Below are 19,558 nucleotides of genomic sequence, written 5' to 3'. Positions count from 1 at the left end.
CCACAGGAAAAAGCGGACAAGCGTTTCCAGGCACTGCAAAGAACGCCGTTCAGGTGACGGGATCGTTATTCGGATTTGAGCGTCCGTTGAGCGAACCCGGGTGAACGTGAGGGCCTCAGTCGGGCATCAGCGTTTCGACGAGTGTTTCCTGGAGCGCGCCGAGCCAGAGATAGGCCATGACCATCGGCTTGCGGGGGTCGCTGTCGGGCAGGCGGTAGAGCGAACCGTCCTGGCCCTCGTCCTCGTCGGAGACCTCCAGACGGGTGCCGATGGTCAGCCGGAGGTCGTTCAGGGCGCCGAGCCAGTGGTGGCATTCCCCGGGGGTGAGGGAGAGCACCGCTCCGTCGTCGGCGACGGGCGCGAGCGCGTCGAGCGTCCGTACGACGGCGAGCGCGTCGTCACGCTTACGGGTGCGCAGGTCGTTCTCCGTGAAGCGGCGGAACTCGGCGGAGGCCTCGCGCAGCTCCTTGTCCTCGTCCCCGTACGCCTCGGGGAAGAGCCGGGCCAGGGCCGGATCGCTGGGCGGTTCGCTCGGGCCCTCGGCGAACAGGGCGGCGAGCGGGTCCTCACCCTCGGCGGGTTCGTCGCCGGGTCCGATCAGTTCGAGCAGCTGGACGGCGAGGGAGCGCAGGATGGCGACCTCGACCTCGTCGAGCGCGACGGACGCGCCGCCGCCGGGGGTGGCCTCGAAGTGGCCGGCCATGAATTCTCCGATGATGGGTCGGACGGAGGGCAGCGAAGGTCAGTTGCGGTCCTGGGTCAGGGTGGCCCAGAGCCCGTAGCCGTGCATGGCCTGGACGTCGCGTTCCATCTCCTCGCGGCTGCCGCTGGAGACGACCGCGCGGCCCTTCTGATGGACGTCGAGCATCAGCTTGTGCGCCTTGTCCTTCGAGTAGCCGAAGTAGGCCTGGAAGACATAGGTCACGTAGCTCATGAGGTTGACCGGGTCGTTGTGCACCAGCGTCACCCAGGGGACGTCGGGCTCGGGGACGGCGAAGGTCTCCTCGGCCGATTCGGGACGTTCGATCTCTACGGGGGCAGCAACGCTCACCTACCCCATGCTGCCACCAGGGAGGGGTCCGCGCACAAACGGCGCCCCCATCTCGTCACTTTGACGAATAGGGAGTAGCATCCCCGGTATGAACTCAGCGGACCTTGGGCGACGGGTCGGTGTGCCGTCGACCGCGCTCTTCACCGACCAGTACGAGCTCACGATGGTGCAGGCCGCTCTGAGGGCGGGCACCGCGGACCGGCGCTCCGTCTTCGAGGCGTTCACCCGGCGGCTGCCCGAGGGGCGGCGCTACGGCGTCGTCGCGGGCACCGGGCGGGTGCTGGACGCGGTCGAGAACTTCCACTTCGACGACGAGATGCTCGGCTTCCTGCGCGACCAGCGCATCGTGGACGCCCCCACCGTCGACTGGCTGGCCGACTACCGCTTCAGCGGCGACATCTGGGGCTACCCGGAGGGCGAGGTGTACTTCCCGGGCTCCCCGCTCCTGCGGGTCGAGGGCTCCTTCGCCGAGTGCGTGCTGCTGGAGACCGTGATCCTGTCGATCCTCAACCACGACTCGGCGATCGCCGCCGCCGCTTCACGGATGTCGGCCGCGGCGGGCGGCAGGCGGCTGATCGAGATGGGTGCCCGGCGCACCCACGAGCTGTCGGCGGTGGCGTCGGCCCGCGCCGCGTACGTCGGAGGCTTCCACACCACCTCGGACCTGGCCGCCGGGTTCCGCTACAACATCCCGACCGTGGGGACGAGCGCGCACGCCTTCACGCTCCTGCACGACAGCGAGCGGGACGCCTTCCAGGCGCAGGTGGACTCGCTCGGCCGGGGAACCTCGCTGCTGGTCGACACCTACGACGTGACCGAGGCCGTCCGTACGGCCGTGGAGGTCGCGGGTCCCGAGCTCGGTGCCGTGCGCATCGACTCCGGCGACCTGCTGCTCGTCGCACACCGGGTGCGGCAGCAGCTGGACGAGCTGGGAGCCACGGAGACGAAGATCGTGGTGACGTCCGACCTGGACGAGTACGCCATCGCCTCGCTGGCCGCCGCGCCCGTCGACACGTACGGGGTCGGGACGCAGCTGGTCACCGGCAGCGGGCACCCCACCTGCTCCATGGTCTACAAGCTGGTGGCACGTGCGCGGTCCGCGGATCCGGCCGATCCGCTGCTCCCGGTGGTGAAGAAGTCGCTGGGCGCGAAGTCCTCGCGGGGAGGCCGCAAGTGGGCGGCGCGCCGGCTCGACGGGGCCGGGGTGGCCGAGGCCGAGGTGATCGGCACCGGGGACGTCCCGGCGGAGCTCGCGGACCGGCAGGTGCAGGTGCAGCTGGTCAAGGGCGGTGAGGTGATCGGGCGGGAGCCGCTGGAGGCGGCGCGTGAGCGGCACCTCGCGGCGCGCGCGGCGCTGCCGATGTCGGCGATGCAGCTGTCCCGGGGCGAGCCGGTGCTGCCCACGGAGTACCTCTGAGACGGTCCGGCGTCCGGGTCCTCCCGCCCGCCGGACCGTGCCGAGGCCGTCCGGCCCGGCCCGATCGGCGCGGCCCGGCCGGTTTCGGGCGGGTCCGGCGGGAGAGCCGATGTGTGTGCCCCCTCCCGCCCGGTGCGCCGAGTCTCTAGGCTCGGTGACATCCCCATCGTTCATCTTCCGCACGACCCGCCGGCCCCCCATCGAAGGACAACCGTCATGCATCGCGCCTTGATCGTCGTTGACGTTCAGAACGACTTCTGCGAGGGCGGCAGCCTCGCGGTGGCGGGCGGCGCCGATGTCGCCGCCGCCATCACCGACCTGATCGGTGAGGCACAGCCCGGATACCGCCATGTGGTGGCCACCCGGGACCACCACATCGACCCGGGTGACCACTTCTCCTCGGCGCCGGACTTCGAGCACTCCTGGCCGCCGCACTGCGTCGCCGGCACGGAGGGAGTGGGCTTCCACCCCAACTTCGCTCCCGCGGTCGCCTCCGGCGCGATCGACACCGTCTTCGACAAGGGGGCGTACGCCGCGGCGTACAGCGGCTTCGAGGGGGTCGACGAGAACGGCACCGGGCTCGCCCAGTGGCTGCGCGACCGCTCCGTCACCGCCGTCGACGTCGTCGGCATCGCCACCGACCACTGCGTGCGGGCCACCGCCCTGGACGCCGCCCGCGAGGGCTTCGTCACGCACGTCCTGCTGGACCTGACGGCCGGTGTCGCCGAGGGGACCACCGAGCGGGCCCTGGAGGAGCTGCGGACCGCCGGGGTGGAGCTGTCCGGGAAGCCGGTCGTCTGACCCCTCCCGGGACGCTCAGGCCGCCGGGCGGGCGGGGCCCGCGTATCCGGCGGACCCCAGCAGCGCGCGTATGGGGTGCCAGAGCTCCTGGGCGGTCTGGGGCGCCGCGCGCCACAGCAGTCCGTCCGGATGATGCAGGACCGCCGTGACCTCGTCCGGGGTGGGCGGCTGGGCGTTTCCCCTGAGGTACACCGCGCGCAGTCCGAGATTGCGCAGCCGGGTCAGGGCGCGGGCCCGGTTCGCCGCGTGCACCAGCACCCGCACCGGCGCTCCGGGGCCGGAGCCGACAGCCGGGCCGTTCAGGGTCAGCGCCACCACCACCGTGCCGTTGGGCAACCTGCAGAAACCTCCGCCTGCCATGCTTCGCGCTCCCCCGTGAGACTTCGTGTCAATAAGGATCCGGTAGGACGCACCTAAACACGATCGGCCGCCGCCCGCTAGAGGGCGACGGCCGATCATGCTGTGACCTGCGGTGTTGCCGACTACTTGGTCGAGGGACCGACCTTCACCGTGATCGTCGAGCCGTCGAGCGGCTCGTCAACGATGGCGATCCGGGTGTTGGTGTCAGAAACCTTGACACTTCCCGTGGGGTTCTCCTCGTACCAGTACGTGCCCTTGCGGTCGTCGAAGACAGGGACGCCCAGCGACGGCTTGATCTTGAGCGCCACGTCGGCGTTGTGCAGCGTGAAGCCCTGGTTCGGGTACCAGCTGAACGGCGCGTCGAAGGGCTGGATCTTGTTGCGCAGGAGCGAGCCGTTCGTCCACTTCAGCGGCTTGGCGTGCGAGTCCACCGGAAGGATCAGGCCCTGGCCCGGGTGGGCCGAGGTGTTGTTGTCCTTCTGGGAGGTGTCCCACAGCCACACCATCAGGCCGTTCTGGTAGGCGTAGTGCTCGACCCAGTCCGGGCGGGTGGTGGAGAAGCCGAAGTTGTACGGACCGACCTCGAGGGTCTTGTCGTACGAGACGTACTGGCGGTTCTCGGCGAGGTAGTACTGCGGGTAGTCGTTGGTGAACGACTCACCGATCCGCGAGAAGCCCTTGGCGGTCCAGCCGTTGTCGTCGCCCTCGGCGTTGTCCGTGAAGAGCACGGCACCGTCGGCGGTGACCGTGACGGCGTCGGCCGCGAAGCCCTTGCCGCCCGCTCCGCCGTCCGTCTGGTAGCGGAAGCGCAGGTCGATCTTCTTGCCCGCGTAGGCGTCCAGCGGGAAGGAGAGCTTCTTGTACGCGCCGGAGACGTCGGTCAGGGCCGGCTTGTCGCTGGCGTCACGCGGGATGGCCTGGCCGTCGGCCGTGCCGTCGAGCGCGGTCCAGCTGCTGCCGCCGTCCTCGGACACCTCGGTGTAGAGGTAGTCGTAGTCGGCCTCGATGTCGTACCAGCCGGACAGGTCCAGCGAGGCGGACGTCTTCCCGGTGAGGTCGAGCGAGCGGGTCAGGGTGTTCGACAGGTCGTCACCCATGTCGCTCCACCACTGCTTCGAGCCCTCCGCGGGCTTCGTGACCGTGGTGGTGACGGCCTTCTCGGGCAGCTCGACGACCAGCGCCTGCTTGTCCTTGGTGTTGTACTCCGCGACGCCCAGCTTGTGCGTGGAGGCCGTGGCCGCCTTCGCGGTGGCGTAGTCGAGCCAGCCGAGCTGGAGCTTGTCCCAGGCGGTCATGTCGCCCGGGAGGTTGCCTATCTGGCCGTCGCCGGTGCCGAGCCAGGAGCCGGCCGACATCAGGGACCAGAAGCCGACGGAGTTCTCGCCCCCGCCGGAGGTGTCGTAGAGGTCCGGGAGGCCGAGGTCGTGGGCGTACTCGTGGGCGAAGACGCCCAGGCCGCCGTTCTCGGGCTGCGCGGTGTAGTCGCCGACCCAGATGCCCGTGTCACCGATCTGGGCGCCACCGGCCTTGTTGCCCTCGGGGCCCGTCGCACCGGCGTTGGTGCCGTACGCGTACCAGCGGTGCGCCCAGAGGGCGTCGGTGCCCTGCGCGCCGCCGCCCGCGGACTCGTCCTCACCGGCGTGGACCAGCTGGAAGTGGTCGATGTAGCCGTCCGGCTCGTTGAAGTTGCCGTCGCCGTCGAAGTCGTAGCGGTCCCACTCGTCGTACTGCGCGAGGTCCGCCTTGATCTCGTCCAGGGTGCGGCCCTTGGCCTTCTGGTCGGCGACCCAGGCGTTGACGCCGTCGCGGACGGTGTCCCAGACGTTGGCGCAGTTGGTCGAGCCGCAGTAGTTGGAGCCGTACCGGGCCTCGTTGTACGGGACCTTGACCCAGTCGGAGACCTCGCCGTCGACCGAGTAGCGCCCGGAGGACGTCTTCTCGTAGTACGTCTTCAGCGAGTCCTTGCCCTTGCCCTCGCCGAAGTACAGCTCCTGGAAGTGGGCCTGGTCGTAATCGGCCTGCCAGGCGGTGCTGTTGTCCTTCGCCGGGTCGGGCTCGGCTATCTCGTTGTGCAGCGGGCCGGGCGTGCCGCCGTACTTCTTGACCGGGGGCTTCGGGCCGTCGCCGTCCGGGTCGAACATCGTGGTGTCGTCGACCTGGTCGCCGAACTCCACGAGGATGGTGAAGATCTTGTCGGTCTTCTCCCGGCCGAGCTCGACGTACTTGCTCTTGCCGAGCTTGACGACCTTGGAGCCGCCCTTGGTGGTCACCTTCTTGTCGCCGGCCAGGACCTGCTGCAGCGCCGCCTGGCGCTGTGCGTCCTGCTCCTTGCTGAAGGGCCCTTCGAGGTCGTGCTCGTGCGCCTTGACCGGTGCGGGATCGCGCCGGTCCACGGTGGTCGCGCCCGATCCTGACGTCCTGTCATCGGCCTGCGCGGTGGCGAAGGCCGATGCCGTCGCAGCGGTGGCGGCCAGGCACACGGCAACGGCCGCCGCCCGTATCGCCCGTCTCTGAGTGGTCACTTGATGCAGTCCTCCCCGGCGTTCGCGTCCGCGGCCAGGGGGTGAAGAAGGGCCGCGCGCAGATTAACGCGTCACAAGTGACGACATTGGATCGGAGTTATGAGAGAAAAGACAGATCTTGACTTGCACAGGCCAAGTGCACTATGCGGGAGTCCGCTTCCGCTATCCGGACAGGACCGCTGCGGGCACGGCCGCCGACCGGCGCGCCGACGGCTGACATCGGCTTCCCCGTGACTCAGTGCGCCCCCTGTGCACCGGTACCGTGGGTTAGGTCACGCTTACTGGCCGTTCCTCACGGGCATCCACCGTCGTAGAGTCGATTGACAGTGCGAACGAGTCGAGAGACTCCCCCATCCGACGCCCCGAGGACGGATACCGCCATGCCGCGTCCGACTGCCGCACAGTTCTCCTTCGGTTCGGCGACCGTGGTCCTCTCGGCCCTCGCCATGCTGCTGTTGTTCCGCACGGAATCGGGCATCGGCATCGCCGCGGTGGGCACCGCGGCCATGGTGCTCGGGCTGCTGGTCGCCATGGCCCTGCCCTCGCGCGCCCGGACGGCCCCACGAGTGACACCCGTGCCCTCCTCGGTCCGCGCGCACCGCACGATCGAGGACATCGAGATCGCCGCGGCCCAGCGGCAGCGCATGAGCGAGCACTCGCTGCACCGCTGACCGGCCGGAGACCCGGCCGGCCCCTGCTCAGGGGACGCTGACGACCACGGTCTTCCCGGCCTTGTCCTGGAGCCCCTGCCGGTAGGGCTTGTCGGTGAACATCATCACGATGTTGATGAGCCACCACAGGCACGGGCAGCACAGCAGCGCCGGGAGCCACAGCACGACGGCCCGCATCAGCGAGGAGCTCGTGTCGGGGACCGAACCGTCGTTGAGCATCGCGACGCGCATCTTCAGCAGCCGCTTGCCGGGGGTCCGGCCGTCCTTGTGCGTGAAGTACGTGTCGTAGGCGACGTAGACCACCAGGCCGATCAGCGACCAGACCAGCTGATGCCCGCTGTAGGTGTTGCCGACCGCCGTGCCGAAGTCGTCGTTGCCGTCGTCCGACGTGACGTCGACCGCCCCGCCGAAAGGCAGTGAGATCAGGTACAGCGGGATCGAGATGATGAGGAAGTCGATCAGCCGCGCCAGGATGCGCCTGCCCGGCTCCGCGAGCGGAGGCATGCCCGCCAGCGGATCGGCACCGCCGTACGGGCCGCCGCCGTACGGTCCCTGGCCGGGCGGCGGAGGCGGGGGCGGGGGCGGAGGCGTCCCGCCGCCGTAGGGCGAGCCACCCGACGGGGGCCCCTGCGGCGGCCTCTTGGAGAAGGGGTCGTCCTCGGGCGGCTGTCCGGGCGGCGGGGGCGGCGGTTCGTTGCTCATGGGGGCAGTGCACCCCGCCCCGCAAACGGCCGCAACGGCTGAGGTCCCTTCGGGGGACGGGGTGTCAGCACACGGGCGTACGGGCCGCTTACGGGCCGCCGCCGGCGAGGGGCCGCCGCCCTCACGAACGGGCCGCCGACCGACAAGGGTGCCACCGCCCGACGGAAGGGGCGCCCGGGGAGGCGGCGGCCTCAGTCCTTCAGCGCGTAGAAGGCCATCGGGGAGTTCGGTTCGAAGCCGATGCGCGGGTACACGGGCGCGCCCGCGGCGGTCGCGTGCAGGGTCGCACGGGTCAGGCCGGTGGCCCGGCCACCCTCGTACAGCGCCTTGCGGGTCACCGCTTCGCCGTAGCCCCTGCGTTCCCACGCCGGGTCCGTGGCCACGAGCACGACGAACAGGCGGCCGGCCGCCTCCACCGTCGCCGCGCACGTCACCGGGACTCCGTCCCGCAGGCCGAGGTAGGCGTGCACCCCGTCCTTCCACAGCGCGGAGCCGACGAGGCCGTCGCGGCCGTCCTCCAGCGGGAATCCGTACGCCTGGGAGTTGAGGTCGGCGTACGCCCGCAGGTGTTCGTCGGTGCTCACCCGGACGAACGTCAGGTCGGGGTGGGCCGGTGCCGCGAGCGGCAGCAGGTCCCCGGCCATGCCGATGCCGGGGAAGGCGTGCACGAGGCCCGCCTGCCCGGCCGCCTCGCCGAGTGCCGAGCGCGCCTCGGCGGTCAGGAGGTCCTCGAAGACCCACAGGAATCCCGGCCGCTCCTTGGCGCGCATGATCTCCGCGACGTGCCCCAGGCGCTGCCGTACGAGAGCCGGGTCCGCGCCGACGTCGGTCAGGGTGACGCAGTTCCAGAAGGCGAAGCGCGAGTCGGCCCATCGCACGGCGATGCCCGGAAGGTCACGCACGTCCGCCGCGGGGTCCCGGTCGAGCACCATCGCCCGCCAGCCCACCACGAGTTGCTCCATCGACTCGATCGAATCCGCGAGATCCTGCACCAGAACTCCTGAGGGAGGGGGACGGAGGGGACGTGCCCGTACGGGCGGGGTCAGCCGGCGACGAAGGTACGGGCCGCCTTGTCGTGCCAGCACTGGCGCCACGGACGGTCGATCAGGCACCAGAGCACGTTGACGACACCGATCACGACGAGGCCGAGCACCCCGTACACGAGCCAGCGGCGCAGCGCGGCGCCCAGGCTCGGCGAGTCGTGCGACTCGATGTCGCGCACCTCCAGACCGCACAGCTTCTTGCCCAGCGTGCGGCCCCACTTGGCGGTGGGCAGGGCTTCCAGCAGGAAGCCGAGTACCAGGAACGCGGCGATCACCCCGCCGAGGAGTCCGGCGGTGGTGGCGTCCAGGAGCCAGACGGTGACCGTCTCTCCGGACTGCTTCGCCACGTCGATCTTCCGGTCGATGTGGTCCGTGGCGCGGGTGACCAGCGGGAAGGCAATCGCACCGACGAGCGCGCCGAGCACGACCGTGTCGACGATCCGGGCGGCCAGCCGCTTGCCGAGACCGGCGGGCCTCGCGGAGGCCTGGGCGCGGGCCAGTTGCTGGAAGGGGTCCTCGACGGGTGGCTTCCACGGGACGACCGGCTGCTCCGGGCGGGCGCCCTGCTGCGGCGCGGGCACGGGGGCCTGCTGCCGGGGCTGCTGCGGCGGGGCGGTCCGCTCGGGCTGGGCGAGCTGGTGGACCTGCTGTGCCCAGGAGGCGGACCCGCCACCGGGACCGGGGGTGAGGGGGGTGGGCAGCCCCGGCGACTGCGGCGCCGGGCTCGGCGCAGGCGCAGGCGACGCGGGGGCCGGGGCGGGCGCGGGAGGCCGCTGGGCGGCGGGCGGCATGGCGCGGATCGCCATCGTGCCGTCGGCAGGCGCGGGACGCGGGGTGGACGCGGCGGGGCCCGCCGCGCGGATGGTGACCGTGCCGTCCGTCGGCGGGCGACGGCCCGCGTCGCCGCTGCCCGGGCGGTTGCGGCGGATGGCGACGGTGCCGTCGGACGCGTCGCCGTCGCCGTCCCGCATGCCCGGCAGGGCGCCGCGCGTCGGGTCCGGGTCCTGCGCGGTGCGGGGGTCGGCGGCGGGGGCCGGGGCGCCGTCCACCGGAGCGGCCTGGGCCGGAACCGCCTGTGCGGGGGCGGCCGGTGCGGGTTCGGGCGTACGCGGATCCTGGCCGCCCCACGAGACCCGGTGGTCGCGTTCGCCGCCGAAGCCGGTCTGCCGGGAGGTGTCGGCCTGCCAGGCGGACGCCGGCCTGGGCCTGCTGGGGGCCACGTCCGGCTCGGCGGCGGGGCTCCCGCCGGTCAGCTGCGCACCGTCGACCTCGTCGAGGTACATCGGTCCGGTCTCCTCCGCCGGGGCGGGCCGCCGCGGGGCCGGGTCCGCGGCCGGGGCGGCGGCCGGCGTCGTCCCGTCCTGCTGGGGGGCGGGCCGGCTCGTGCCGGGGACCCAGGACGCCCCGTTCCAGTACCGGACGTATCCGGGAATGGAGGGGTCGGGGTAGTACCCCTCGCGGGGGCTTTCGTCACCGGGTGCCGGGGTTGGGGCGCTCATCACCGTGGTCCCGTATCTCTTCGAGGCCTCAGGCCGGCCGGCCGTCGGGGGTGGCCGACCTCAATACAAGGGTCCACATCTATCAGACAGCCGAGTGCCACCGGGCCTGTCCTGGCGTTTGGACCACTTTCCAGGTCTCCGGAAGTTTTTCTTGGAAGTCGCGTCATAGACGTCCGGGAGGGAGCTCTCTCCTTGTGCGGACCGGTCACGGGACCGGCCCCTACGAGCATCGGAAGGTCGTGCACCCTCATGCAGAACGCCGTGGAACGCGAGCTGGAAGTGAAGCTGGTCCTGTCGCCGGAGCGCTCCATCCCCGTGCCCGCCCGGCTGTCGTACTTCACCGACGACCCGTTCGCCGTGCACGTCACCTTCCACATCGGTTCCGACTCGCCCGTCCACTGGACGTTCGCGCGTGAGCTGCTCGTGGAGGGGGTGTTCCGGCCGTGCGGGCACGGGGACGTGCGGATCTGGCCGACCAGGGTCGGTGACCTGGGGGTCATCTGCGTCGCGCTCACCTCGCCCGACGGCAACGCCCTCCTGGAGCTGCCGTCGGCGGTCGCGGCCGCCTGGGTGGAGCGCACGCTGCGGGTGGTGCCGCCGGGGACGGAGAGCGGGCTGCTCGGGCTGGACGGGGCGCTGGCCGAGCTGCTCGCCCCGATGCCGGCCGACGACCTGTGGCTGAGTGATCCCTGGTCCCAGGACGAACCGCAGGACGGCGACGCCTGAGCGGTGGGGCCGCCCGTCAGAAGAGTTTGCCGGGGTTGAGGAGGCCGAGCGGGTCGAAGGCGGCCTTGATGCCGCGCTGCAACTCGACTCCCACCTCCCCCAGTTCGCGGGCCAGCCATTCCTTCTTCAGTACGCCGACGCCGTGCTCGCCGGTGATGGTGCCGCCCAGTGCGAGGCCGAGCGCCATGATCTCGTCGAAGGACTCGCGGGCCCTGCGGGACTCGTCGGCGTCCGTGTGGTCGAAGCAGACGACGGGGTGGGTGTTGCCGTCGCCCGCGTGGGCGCAGACGCCGATGGTGAGCCCGAACTTCTCGGCGACGGCGGCGGTCCCTTCGAGCATGGCGCCCAGCTGGGACCGCGGCACGCAGACGTCGTCGATCATCGTGGCGGACCGGACGGCCTCCAGTGCGGGGAGGGACATCCGGCGGGCCTGCAGCAGGAGCTCCGATTCGGCCGCGTCCTCGGCGGGCACCACCTCGGTGGCGCCCGCCGCCGCGCACAGCTCACCGACGGCCGCGAGATCGGCACCGGGGTCGGGGGTGTCGAAGGCACAGAGCAGCAGGGCCTCGGTGGTTTCCGGAAGGCCCATGGAGGCCATCGCGTTGACGGCGCGCACCGTCGTACGGTCCATCAGTTCGAGGAGTGACGGCGTGTGTCCTCGCTCCATGATCCGGCACACGGCGTCGCAGGCGGCTGCCGCTGAGGGGAACTCCGCGGCGAGCACGAGCTGCTGCGGCGGCCGGGGCCGCAGGGCGAGGACCGCCTTGACGACGATGCCGAGGCTGCCTTCCGAACCGACGAAGAGCCGGGTGAGGTCGTATCCCGCGACGCCCTTCGCGGTGCGGCGCCCGGTCTTCAGCAGCCGCCCGTCGGCCAGGACGACCTCCAGACCCAGGACGTACTCGGCGGTGACGCCGTACTTCACGCAGCAGAGTCCGCCGGACGCGGTCCCGATGTTGCCGCCGATGGTGCACATCTCCCAGCTCGACGGGTCCGGGGGGTAGCACAGCCCGTGCTCCTCGACGGCGCGCGACAGCGTGGCGTTGACGACGCCCGGCTCGACGACCGCGATCCGGTCGACCGGGCTGATCTCCAGGATGCGGTCCATCTTCACGAGGGAGAGCACGATGCAGCCGTCGGAGGCGTTCGCCGCGCCCGAGAGGCCGGTCCTGGCGCCCTGGGGCACCACGGGCACCCGGAGCTCGGTGGCGGTCCGCATGACGTGCTGGACCTCCTCGACCGTGCGCGGCAGCACCACGACGGCGGGTGCGCCCGCCTCGCAGAAGCTCGCCATGTCGTGGGCGTACGAGGCGGTGACGTCCGGGTCCGTGATCAGTGCCTCGGCGGGAAGACCTGTGCGCAGTCGTTCGAGGAGTGCGTCCATGATCCAAGCGTGACACCCGGGGCCAATGGTGTGAACCCGTCTGCGGAACCCTTCGGGAAGTGCGATGCGATCTTCGTACTGACGCAGAGTGATGGCCATGGATGCCAAGCCGCAGCAGAACCCGGAGCTCTCCCCCTCCACCCTGCCGCCCCAGGGTGCGACGTCCGTCCCGCCGCCCCCCGCGCCGATGCGCACGACGCTGCGCCGGGCGGCGTTCGGCGCGGTGGCCGGGGCCGTGCTCGTCGCGGGCGCGGTGATCGCCGTACCCGGGGGCGAGGAGGAGGCCGCGCCCCCCACGCCGGGGCCCGTGGCGCGGGCCGAGGCCGCCGCGGCGGCGGGCTCCCCCGCCTCCCTGTCCGACCTGACCGCACTGATCGGGGACCGGCAGAAGTGGGTGGAGACGCATCCCGCGGACGCGCCGTCCTGGGCGGTGCTCGGTACGGCGTACGTCGAATGGGGGCGCCGGTCGGCGGACGCCGCGTACTACACCCGGGCGGAGCAGGCGCTCCAGCGGTCGCTGGCGGCGCAGCCCGGGGAGCGGGGCAACACGCCGGCCTGGGTGGGCCTGGGCGCCCTCGCCAACGCACGGAACGACTTCCTCGCCGCGAAGAAGTGGGGCGAGACGGTGCGGACGCGGCAGCCGAAGGACTGGACGGCGTACCCCGTCCTGATCGAGGCGTACCGGGGCCTCGGCGACTACGCGGCGGCGGCCAGGGCGACGGAGAAGTTCGGGACGCTGCGCACGGGTTTCCCCGCCCTGGCCGGAACCTCGCAGATGTACCGCGACCAGGGCTGGCGCGAGGACGCCCTGGCCACCGCCCAGGAGGCGGCGGACCGCGCGGCCACGCCCGCCGAGAAGGCGGCGGCGCTGCACCGCCTCGGTGAGCTCGCCGCGGAGCGCGGGGAGCCCGCGGAGGCCCTCGCGCAGTACGACGCGGCCCTGCGCACCGATCCGGGACACCTCGCCTCCCGGGCGGGCCGGGCGCGCGCCCTGGTGGCCCTGGACCGCACGGACGAGGCGCTGGCGGACTACCGGACGGTGACGGCGAAGCTCCCCCGTCCGGAGTACGTGCTCGAACTGGGCGAGCTGTACGAGTCACTGGGCCTGGACGGCGACGCCCGCACCCAGTACGCGGAGCTGCGCGAGCTCCTGGCCGAGGCGCGGACGGCGGGGGTGGACGAGTCCCTCACCGAGGCCCGCTTCGAGGCCGACCACGGCGACCCGGAGGCCGCGGTGGAGCTGATGCGCGCGGAGTGGGCCGCGCAGCGCCGCAGTTCGGCGGTGGCGGACACGCTGGCCTGGTCCCTGCACCGGGCGGGCCTGTCGGAGGAGGCGCTCCAGTACGCGGAGAAGGCGGTGGAGACGGGGGTACGGGATGCCTCGTACGCCTATCACCTGGGGGTCATCGAAAGTGCCCTCGGCCAGGACGGTCCGGCCCGTGGCCATCTGGAGGAGGCGCTCCGGACGAACCCCGGCTTCTCTCCGCTGGCCGCCCCGCTGGCGCAGGAGGCCCTGGACGCCCTGGGCGAACCGGCGGCCGGAGGCCCGGCGGACATGAGCCCTTCGGCCGCACCGGAGCCCGCCGCGGAACCGGACTCGGAGCAGGACCCGGGTTCGGGTCCGGGTACGCGGCCGGGGTCCGGGAAGGACGCCGAGAAGGAGTCCGGGTCCGGGGAGGGGTCCGGGAAGAAGCCCGCGCAGCCCCGTCAGGAGCCCCGGGCCGAGTCCGCGCCGGCATCTCCGCGGGCGGCGGGGCCCAGCGCGACCGCGACGCCGTAGCGACGACGGACAGGGCCCCTTCCCCGGGCGGGGAAGGGGCCCTGTCGTGCTGTCCTAGAGGTTTCCGCGCTTCTCCTGCTCACGCTCGATCGCTTCGAACAGGGCCTTGAAGTTGCCCTTGCCGAAGCCCATGGAGCCGTGCCGCTCGATCATCTCGAAGAAGACGGTCGGACGGTCCTGGACCGGCTTGGTGAAGATCTGCAGCAGATAGCCGTCCTCGTCCCGGTCGACCAGGATCTTCAGCTCGCGCAGCGTCTCCACGGGCACCCGGGTCTCGCCCGCCCACTCCCCCAGGGTGTCGTAGTACGAGTCCGGGGTGTCCAGGAACTGCACCCCGGCCGCCCGCATGGCCCGCACGGAGGCGACGATGTCGTTCGTGGCGAGCGCGATGTGCTGGACGCCCGCGCCGCCGTAGAACTCCAGGTACTCGTCGATCTGCGACTTCTTCTTGGCGATCGCCGGCTCGTTGATGGGGAACTTCACCTTGAGCGTGCCGTCGGCGACGACCTTCGACATCAGGGCGGAGTACTCGGTGGCGATGTCGTCGCCGACGAACTCCTTCATGTTGGTGAAGCCCATGACCTTGTTGTAGAAGGCCACCCACTCGTTCATCCGGCCCAGCTCGACGTTGCCCACGCAGTGGTCGACGGCCTGGAAGGTGCGCTTGGCGGGCGGTTCGACCATCGGGTCGGCCGCCGTGTAGCCGGGGAGGTACGGCCCGTCGTAACCGCCGCGCTCGACCAGCGTGTGCCGGGTTTTCCCGTACGTGGCGATGGCGGCCAGGACGACCGTGCCGTGCTCGTCCTTCACCTCGTACGGCTCGGCGAGACCCGTCGCCCCGTGCTCGACTGCGTAGGCGTACGCCGCGCGGGCGTCGGGGACCTCGATGGCGAGGTCGACCACGCCGTCGCCGTGGGCGTGCACGTGGTCGGCGAGGAAGGTGCCCCATTCGGTGGACGCCTTGATGACGGAGGTGAGGACGAAGCGGGCGGAACCGTTGGTCAGGACGTAACTCGCGGTCTCGCGGCTGCCGTTCTCCGGTCCGGAGTAGGCGACGAGCTTCATGCCGAAGGCGGTCGAGTAGTAGTGCGCGGCCTGCTTGGCATTGCCCACGGCGAAGACCACCGCGTCCATTCCCTTGACCGGGAAGGGATCGGCCTGCCGGGCGGTGTCGGGGGTGGTGTGCAGAGTCTCAGTCATGTCCGCAGGTTCCCGCCGCTTCGCAAGGTGCGCAACAGTTCGCCGCTTCACTGGTCAATCTGTGCAGCCTCCGGCCAGGATGGGCGGGCTATCTGTACAGGCTGACCGCAGGAGGCGGATCATGGCGATCGATCATCTGGACGGCCGGCTCATCGTGCTGCTGGCCCGCGAGCCCCGTATCGGTGTACTGGAGGCCTCGCGGCGGCTCGGAGTGGCGCGCGGGACCGTGCAGGCGCGGCTGGACCGTCTTCAGTCGAATGGCGTCATCCGGGGGTTCGGACCGGACGTCGACCCGGCGGCGCTGGGCTACCCGGTCACCGCCTTCGCCACACTGGAGATCAAGCAGGGCCAAGGCGCCGATGTACGTGCCCATTTGAGTGGCGTCCCCGAGGTGCTGGAACTCCACACGACCACCGGGCACGGGGACATGTTCTGCCGGCTCGTGGCCCGCTCCAACGCCGATCTCCAGCGGGTGATCGACCGGGTCGTGGGATTTGATGGCATCGTCCGGGCTTCCACGGCGATCGTCATGGAAAACCCGGTACCCCTGCGTATTATCCCGCTGGTCGAGCAGGCTGCAGAGGACACCGACTGAGCCTACGGAGCACCATGTGAACTTCTGGGAGTATCTGGGCACCCGCCACGACCAACTGCTCACCGACACGTACCAGCATGCCAGCGCGGTCTTCCAGTGCATGGTCATCGCCACCGTTCTCGGCGTCCTGATCGGTGTCGTCAGTTACCGCAGCGGCTGGGGCGGCTCACTGGCGATCACGTCCACCTCGGCGATCCTCACCATCCCCTCGCTCGCGGCGATCGGTCTCCTGATCCCGCTGGTGGGCCTGGGGGTCCCGCCCACGGTGATCATCCTGACCCTGTACGGGCTGCTGCCCATCGTCCGCAACTGCATCGTCGGGCTGCGCGGGGTCGACCCCTCCCTCGTCGACGCGGCGAAGGGCATCGGGATGTCCCGCACGAGGCGGCTGCTGAAGGTGGAACTGCCGCTCGCGTGGCCGCCCATCCTCACCGGCATCCGGGTCTCCACCCAGATGCTGATGGGTATCGCCGCCATCGCCGCGTACGCCTCGGGTCCCGGGCTCGGCAACGAGATCTTCCGGGGACTCGCCTCACTGGGAAGCGCCAACGCCATCAACCAGGTCCTCGCCGGCACGGTCGGCATCGTCATCCTCGCCCTGCTCTTCGACGCCGCGTACGTCCTGCTCGGGCGGCTCACCATCCCTAGGGGGATCCGTGCCTGAGACCGTCACCGGGCCGACGGAGTGGTCCGAGGACCGCACCACCGCTTCGGCCACCTCGGGTGCGACCATCCAGCTGGAGAACCTCACGAAGTCCTACCCCGGCAGCCCCGCCCCCGCGGTGGACGAGGTGTCCATGGACATCAAGGCCGGCGAGACCGTGATCCTCGTCGGCCCCTCCGGCTGCGGGAAGTCGACCACCCTGAAGATGATCAACCGCCTGATCGAGCCGACGTCCGGGCGGATCAGGATCAACGACGAGGACGTCACCGACATGGACCCGGTGAAGCTGCGCCGCAAGATCGGTTACGCCATCCAGTCCTCCGGCCTCTTCCCGCACATGACGGTCGCGGAGAACATCGCGCTCGTGCCGAAGATGACGGGCTGGTCGAAGTCCGGGGTGAAGGACCGGGTCGAGGAGATGCTCGACCTGGTGGGACTCGATCCCCGCGAGTTCCACGGGCGCTATCCCCGTCAGCTCTCCGGCGGCCAGCAGCAGCGCGTGGGGGTGGCGCGGGCACTGGCCGCGGACCCGCCGGTACTGCTGATGGACGAACCGTTCGGGGCGGTGGACCCGATCACCCGCGACCATCTCCAGGACGAGCTGATCCGGCTCCAGCACGAGCTGCACAAGACGATCGTCTTCGTCACCCACGACTTCGACGAGGCCATCAAGCTGGGTGACCGGATCGCGGTGCTGCGGGAGCGTTCGCACATCGCCCAGTTCGACACCCCGGAGGCCATCCTCACCAACCCGACGGACGACTTCGTCTCCGGCTTCGTGGGCGCGGGCGCCGCGCTGAAGCGCCTCAACCTGACCCGGGTGCGGGACGTGGGGATCGCCGAGTTCCCCACGGTCACCGTCGAGGACCCGCTCCAGTCGATCTTCAACAAGCTCCGGGACGGCCGGCACAACGAGCTGCTGATGCTGGACCGCCGCAACCGCCCCTACAAGTGGCTGCGGCGCGGCGATCTGATGCGGGCCAAGGGTTCGCTGGCCCGGGCCGGACAGCTGGTGCACGACACGGTGACCCGGGACGCGACGCTGCACGACGCGCTGGAGGCCGTGCTGACCGACAGCGGAGGGCGGGTCGCCGTGACCGGTCGTCGCGGCGAGTTCATCGGCGTCGTCGACATGCAGACGCTGATGAACTCCGTGCAGGAACTCCTGGAGGCCGACCGGCTCGCCGCCATGGAGCACGAGCACGACCTGGAGGAGTCGCGTGCCCATCGGACGGGACAGGAGCTGGAGGGCGGTGGCAGCGGGCTATGACCCCCAGTCATCAGGCGCCCCCCAAGGGGTCGCGACCGCCCGGGGAGCACGAGGTGGGAGGCCACGCCTTCCGTGACGAGGAGGCGGAGCCCTCCGCCTCGCCCCCGGGGCCGGCACGACGGATCACGTGGAAGAAGCTCGTGCTGGTACCGGCGGTCTGCGCGGTCGTGCTCGTCGCGACCTATCTGTGGATCACCAACGTCGACCTCGACTCGGTCGCGGAGAACTCGCTGGCCGGCGACACCGTGCGGGTGCGCTGGTGGCAGCACGTCCGGCTCACCGCCATCTCCACCTTCTGGGTGCTGGTCATCGCCATCCCGCTCGGCATCGCGCTGACCCGGCGTGGCCTGAAGAAGGCCGCACCCGGGGTCACCGCGCTCGCCAACATCGGTCAGGCCACCCCCGCCATCGGGCTGCTGGCGCTGCTGGTGATCTGGCTGGGCATCGGCCCCTCCACGGCGATCATCGGCATGGTGATCTACGCCGTCCTGCCGGTGCTCTCCAACACGGTGGCGGGCCTGAACTCGATCGAGCCGACGCTCGTGGAGGCCTCCCGGGGCATCGGCATGTCGGCGACGGGCACGCTCACCAGGGTCGAGCTGCCGCTCGCGGTCCCGCTGATCCTCGCGGGTGTGCGGACGGCGCTGGTGCTCAACGTCGGCACGGCGACCCTCGCCACCTTCGGGGGCGGCGGCGGACTGGGCGACCTGATCACCTCGGGCATCCAGACGCAGCGCATGCCGGTGCTGGTGCTCGGCTCCGTGCTGACGGTGGTGCTGGCACTGCTGGTGGACTGGCTGGCGTCGCTGGTCGAACTGTGGCTGACGCCGCGCGGACTGGAGGAAGCGTGAGGGTACGTACGGGCCTGGCGTCGACGGCCGCGCTCGCCCTCCTGCTCACGGGGTGCGGGCTGAAGAGCGGGTCGCCGCTGGTGGACGAGGTGGAACCGGGATCGATCGGGCAGGGGCAGCCGCTCAAGGGCGCCTCACTGACGGTCACCTCGAAGAACTTCAGCGAGAACATCATTCTCGGGCAGATCATGGGCCTGATCTTCAAGGCGGCCGGTGCCGAGGTGCTGGACCGCACCAATCTGCCGGGGTCGATCAGCGCGCGCGAGGCGGTCGTCAAGGGCGAGGCGGACGCGCTGTACGACTACACGGGCACGGCCTGGATCACCTATCTGGGCCACGCCGAGCCGGTCGTCGACCCGCAGAAGCAGTACGAGGTGGTCCGCGACGAGGACAAGGGCAACGGGGTGACCTGGCTGCCGCCGTCCACCCTCGACAACACCTACGCCCTGGCGATCAGCAAGAGGAACAACGCGAAGTACCGGCTGAAGACGCTGTCGGACGTTGCCGCCCTGGCGAAGGACCCGAAGGCGGTGACCGTGTGCGTGGAGAACGAGTTCGCCTCGCGTGACGACGGGCTGCCGGGCATGCAGAAGAAGTACGGGATGAACCTGCCCGCGTCGAACATCCAGAAGATGGACGCCGGGATCATCTACACCCAGGTCTCCGAGTCCGACTCCTGCCTGCTCGGCGAGGTGTACACCACCGACGGCCGCATCAAGGCGATGGACCTGGACGTCATGGAGGACGACAAGCAGTTCTTCCCCAACTACAACGCGGCCCCCGCCATCCACACGGCGACGCTGAAGAAGCACCCGGAGATCGCCGAACTGCTGGCCCCGGTCACCGAGATGCTGACCACCCCGCTCGCGCAGGAGCTGAACTCCAAAGTCGACGTGGACGGGCAGGACCCCCACGAGGTGGCGAAGGACTGGCTGATCGAGGAGGGGTTCATCCAGGAGGGTTGATCGGGGCGGGGAGTTCGGGGAGTTACAAAGAAGGCGTTGCAAAAAAAGGGTTGCAAA

General features: G+C 70.8%; 19 protein-coding genes. 10 read left to right on the top strand and 9 right to left on the bottom strand.

Annotated elements, in window-relative coordinates; translation table 11 throughout:
- Window positions 1–115 precede the first annotated feature (115 nt).
- A complete protein-coding gene (locus ACFY8O_RS07190; protein WP_145801254.1) occupies window positions 116–703 on the bottom strand; it encodes a DUF2017 domain-containing protein in 588 nt (195 codons plus the stop codon).
- Window positions 704–742: 39 nt separating this feature from the next.
- Window positions 743–1,051, bottom strand: coding sequence for an ATP-dependent Clp protease adapter ClpS (gene clpS / locus ACFY8O_RS07185; protein ID WP_031100168.1), 309 nt, complete (start codon window positions 1,049–1,051; stop codon window positions 743–745).
- A gap of 88 nt (window positions 1,052–1,139) precedes the next feature.
- Between clpS and ACFY8O_RS07180 the strand changes: the two genes are divergently transcribed.
- Both ACFY8O_RS07180 and ACFY8O_RS07175 read left to right on the top strand, forming a co-directional pair.
- Complete coding sequence (locus ACFY8O_RS07180) at window positions 1,140–2,468, top strand: nicotinate phosphoribosyltransferase (RefSeq protein WP_387899784.1); 1,329 nt, start codon at window positions 1,140–1,142, stop codon at window positions 2,466–2,468.
- 216 nt (window positions 2,469–2,684) lie between these two features.
- Complete coding sequence (locus tag ACFY8O_RS07175) at window positions 2,685–3,269, top strand: isochorismatase family protein (RefSeq protein ID WP_145801252.1); 585 nt, start codon at window positions 2,685–2,687, stop codon at window positions 3,267–3,269.
- 15 nt (window positions 3,270–3,284) lie between these two features.
- On the opposite strand, the gene ACFY8O_RS07170 is transcribed toward ACFY8O_RS07175, so the two are convergent.
- Entirely contained in the window at window positions 3,285–3,629 is a 345-nt protein-coding gene (locus tag ACFY8O_RS07170; RefSeq protein WP_145801251.1) for a hypothetical protein, read from the bottom strand.
- Window positions 3,630–3,751: 122 nt separating this feature from the next.
- A complete protein-coding gene (locus ACFY8O_RS07165; RefSeq protein ID WP_387899783.1) occupies window positions 3,752–6,151 on the bottom strand; it encodes an immune inhibitor A domain-containing protein in 2,400 nt (799 codons plus the stop codon).
- Window positions 6,152–6,531: 380 nt separating this feature from the next.
- Between ACFY8O_RS07165 and ACFY8O_RS07160 the strand changes: the two genes are divergently transcribed.
- Window positions 6,532–6,822: a hypothetical protein gene (locus ACFY8O_RS07160; protein ID WP_387899781.1), complete on the top strand. Its 291-nt coding sequence runs from the start codon at window positions 6,532–6,534 to the stop codon at window positions 6,820–6,822.
- Between the two features lie 27 nt (window positions 6,823–6,849).
- Here the strand turns inward: ACFY8O_RS07160 and ACFY8O_RS07155 are convergent, their stop codons facing one another.
- From ACFY8O_RS07155 to ACFY8O_RS07145, 3 genes are all read right to left on the bottom strand, one after another.
- Window positions 6,850–7,524 (bottom strand): RDD family protein, encoded by a 675-nt coding sequence (locus tag ACFY8O_RS07155; protein ID WP_387899779.1) that lies wholly within the window; start codon window positions 7,522–7,524, stop codon window positions 6,850–6,852.
- Window positions 7,525–7,715: 191 nt separating this feature from the next.
- Window positions 7,716–8,516 carry a GNAT family N-acetyltransferase gene (locus tag ACFY8O_RS07150; RefSeq protein ID WP_145801246.1) on the bottom strand — a complete coding sequence of 267 codons (801 nt, stop codon included), beginning with the start codon at window positions 8,514–8,516 and terminating at the stop codon, window positions 7,716–7,718.
- A 50-nt stretch (window positions 8,517–8,566) separates the two neighbouring features.
- Complete coding sequence (locus tag ACFY8O_RS07145; protein WP_387899778.1) at window positions 8,567–10,066, bottom strand: RDD family protein; 1,500 nt, start codon at window positions 10,064–10,066, stop codon at window positions 8,567–8,569.
- A 249-nt stretch (window positions 10,067–10,315) separates the two neighbouring features.
- On the opposite strand from ACFY8O_RS07145, the gene ACFY8O_RS07140 reads away from it, so the two are divergent.
- Window positions 10,316–10,792 carry an SsgA family sporulation/cell division regulator gene (locus ACFY8O_RS07140; protein WP_145801244.1) on the top strand — a complete coding sequence of 159 codons (477 nt, stop codon included), beginning with the start codon at window positions 10,316–10,318 and terminating at the stop codon, window positions 10,790–10,792.
- 16 nt (window positions 10,793–10,808) lie between these two features.
- On the opposite strand, the gene ACFY8O_RS07135 is transcribed toward ACFY8O_RS07140, so the two are convergent.
- Window positions 10,809–12,176, bottom strand: coding sequence for an FAD-binding oxidoreductase (locus ACFY8O_RS07135; protein WP_387899776.1), 1,368 nt, complete (start codon window positions 12,174–12,176; stop codon window positions 10,809–10,811).
- Window positions 12,177–12,273: 97 nt separating this feature from the next.
- Here ACFY8O_RS07135 and ACFY8O_RS07130 point away from each other — a divergent pair, with 97 nt between their 5' ends.
- Window positions 12,274–13,956 (top strand): tetratricopeptide repeat protein, encoded by a 1,683-nt coding sequence (locus ACFY8O_RS07130; protein ID WP_387899774.1) that lies wholly within the window; start codon window positions 12,274–12,276, stop codon window positions 13,954–13,956.
- Window positions 13,957–14,010: 54 nt separating this feature from the next.
- Here ACFY8O_RS07130 and hppD read toward each other — a convergent pair whose 3' ends face one another.
- Window positions 14,011–15,156, bottom strand: a complete 1,146-nt coding sequence (hppD, locus tag ACFY8O_RS07125; RefSeq protein ID WP_145801241.1) for a 4-hydroxyphenylpyruvate dioxygenase — start codon at window positions 15,154–15,156, stop codon at window positions 14,011–14,013.
- Window positions 15,157–15,277: 121 nt separating this feature from the next.
- Here hppD and ACFY8O_RS07120 point away from each other — a divergent pair, with 121 nt between their 5' ends.
- From ACFY8O_RS07120 to ACFY8O_RS07100, 5 genes are read left to right on the top strand one after another with little or no spacing between them, the layout of a single operon-like run.
- Entirely contained in the window at window positions 15,278–15,751 is a 474-nt protein-coding gene (locus tag ACFY8O_RS07120; RefSeq protein ID WP_145801239.1) for an Lrp/AsnC family transcriptional regulator, read from the top strand.
- 16 nt (window positions 15,752–15,767) lie between these two features.
- On the top strand, window positions 15,768–16,415 hold the full coding sequence (locus ACFY8O_RS07115) for an ABC transporter permease (protein WP_361572073.1): 648 nt from the start codon (window positions 15,768–15,770) through the stop codon (window positions 16,413–16,415).
- Complete coding sequence (locus tag ACFY8O_RS07110) at window positions 16,408–17,685, top strand: ABC transporter ATP-binding protein (protein ID WP_145801237.1); 1,278 nt, start codon at window positions 16,408–16,410, stop codon at window positions 17,683–17,685. Before ACFY8O_RS07115 ends, ACFY8O_RS07110 begins: the two co-directional genes overlap by 8 nt.
- The gene (locus ACFY8O_RS07105) at window positions 17,682–18,536 is read left to right on the top strand and encodes an ABC transporter permease (RefSeq protein ID WP_387899771.1); all 855 of its coding nucleotides are present in this window, start codon (window positions 17,682–17,684) and stop codon (window positions 18,534–18,536) included. Before ACFY8O_RS07110 ends, ACFY8O_RS07105 begins: the two co-directional genes overlap by 4 nt.
- Window positions 18,533–19,501: a glycine betaine ABC transporter substrate-binding protein gene (locus ACFY8O_RS07100; RefSeq protein ID WP_387899769.1), complete on the top strand. Its 969-nt coding sequence runs from the start codon at window positions 18,533–18,535 to the stop codon at window positions 19,499–19,501. Before ACFY8O_RS07105 ends, ACFY8O_RS07100 begins: the two co-directional genes overlap by 4 nt.
- The last annotated feature ends 57 nt before the right edge of the window (window positions 19,502–19,558 follow it).

The sequence above is a fragment of the Streptomyces argenteolus genome (assembly GCF_042902585.1).
GTDB lineage: Bacteria > Actinomycetota > Actinomycetes > Streptomycetales > Streptomycetaceae > Streptomyces > Streptomyces argenteolus.
The sequence above is the reverse complement of the archived record's forward strand: the minus strand, read 5'-3'. Positions and strand labels throughout refer to the sequence as shown.

Bases quoted from the DNA above. Each gene is read 5' to 3' on its own strand.
- ACFY8O_RS07105 (WP_387899771.1), top strand. From the start codon at position 17,682: ATGACCCCCAGTCATCAGGCGCCCCCCAAGGGGTCGCGACCGCCCGGG.
- hppD (WP_145801241.1), bottom strand. From the start codon at position 15,156: ATGACTGAGACTCTGCACACCACCCCCGACACCGCCCGGCAGGCCGAT.
- ACFY8O_RS07170 (WP_145801251.1), bottom strand. From the start codon at position 3,629: ATGGCAGGCGGAGGTTTCTGCAGGTTGCCCAACGGCACGGTGGTGGTG.
- ACFY8O_RS07190 (WP_145801254.1), bottom strand. From the start codon at position 703: ATGGCCGGCCACTTCGAGGCCACCCCCGGCGGCGGCGCGTCCGTCGCG.
- ACFY8O_RS07130 (WP_387899774.1), top strand. From the start codon at position 12,274: ATGGATGCCAAGCCGCAGCAGAACCCGGAGCTCTCCCCCTCCACCCTG.
- ACFY8O_RS07180 (WP_387899784.1), top strand. From the start codon at position 1,140: ATGAACTCAGCGGACCTTGGGCGACGGGTCGGTGTGCCGTCGACCGCG.
- ACFY8O_RS07175 (WP_145801252.1), top strand. From the start codon at position 2,685: ATGCATCGCGCCTTGATCGTCGTTGACGTTCAGAACGACTTCTGCGAG.
- ACFY8O_RS07160 (WP_387899781.1), top strand. From the start codon at position 6,532: ATGCCGCGTCCGACTGCCGCACAGTTCTCCTTCGGTTCGGCGACCGTG.
- ACFY8O_RS07140 (WP_145801244.1), top strand. From the start codon at position 10,316: ATGCAGAACGCCGTGGAACGCGAGCTGGAAGTGAAGCTGGTCCTGTCG.
- ACFY8O_RS07135 (WP_387899776.1), bottom strand. From the start codon at position 12,176: ATGGACGCACTCCTCGAACGACTGCGCACAGGTCTTCCCGCCGAGGCA.
- ACFY8O_RS07155 (WP_387899779.1), bottom strand. From the start codon at position 7,524: ATGAGCAACGAACCGCCGCCCCCGCCGCCCGGACAGCCGCCCGAGGAC.
- ACFY8O_RS07120 (WP_145801239.1), top strand. From the start codon at position 15,278: ATGGCGATCGATCATCTGGACGGCCGGCTCATCGTGCTGCTGGCCCGC.
- ACFY8O_RS07145 (WP_387899778.1), bottom strand. From the start codon at position 10,066: ATGAGCGCCCCAACCCCGGCACCCGGTGACGAAAGCCCCCGCGAGGGG.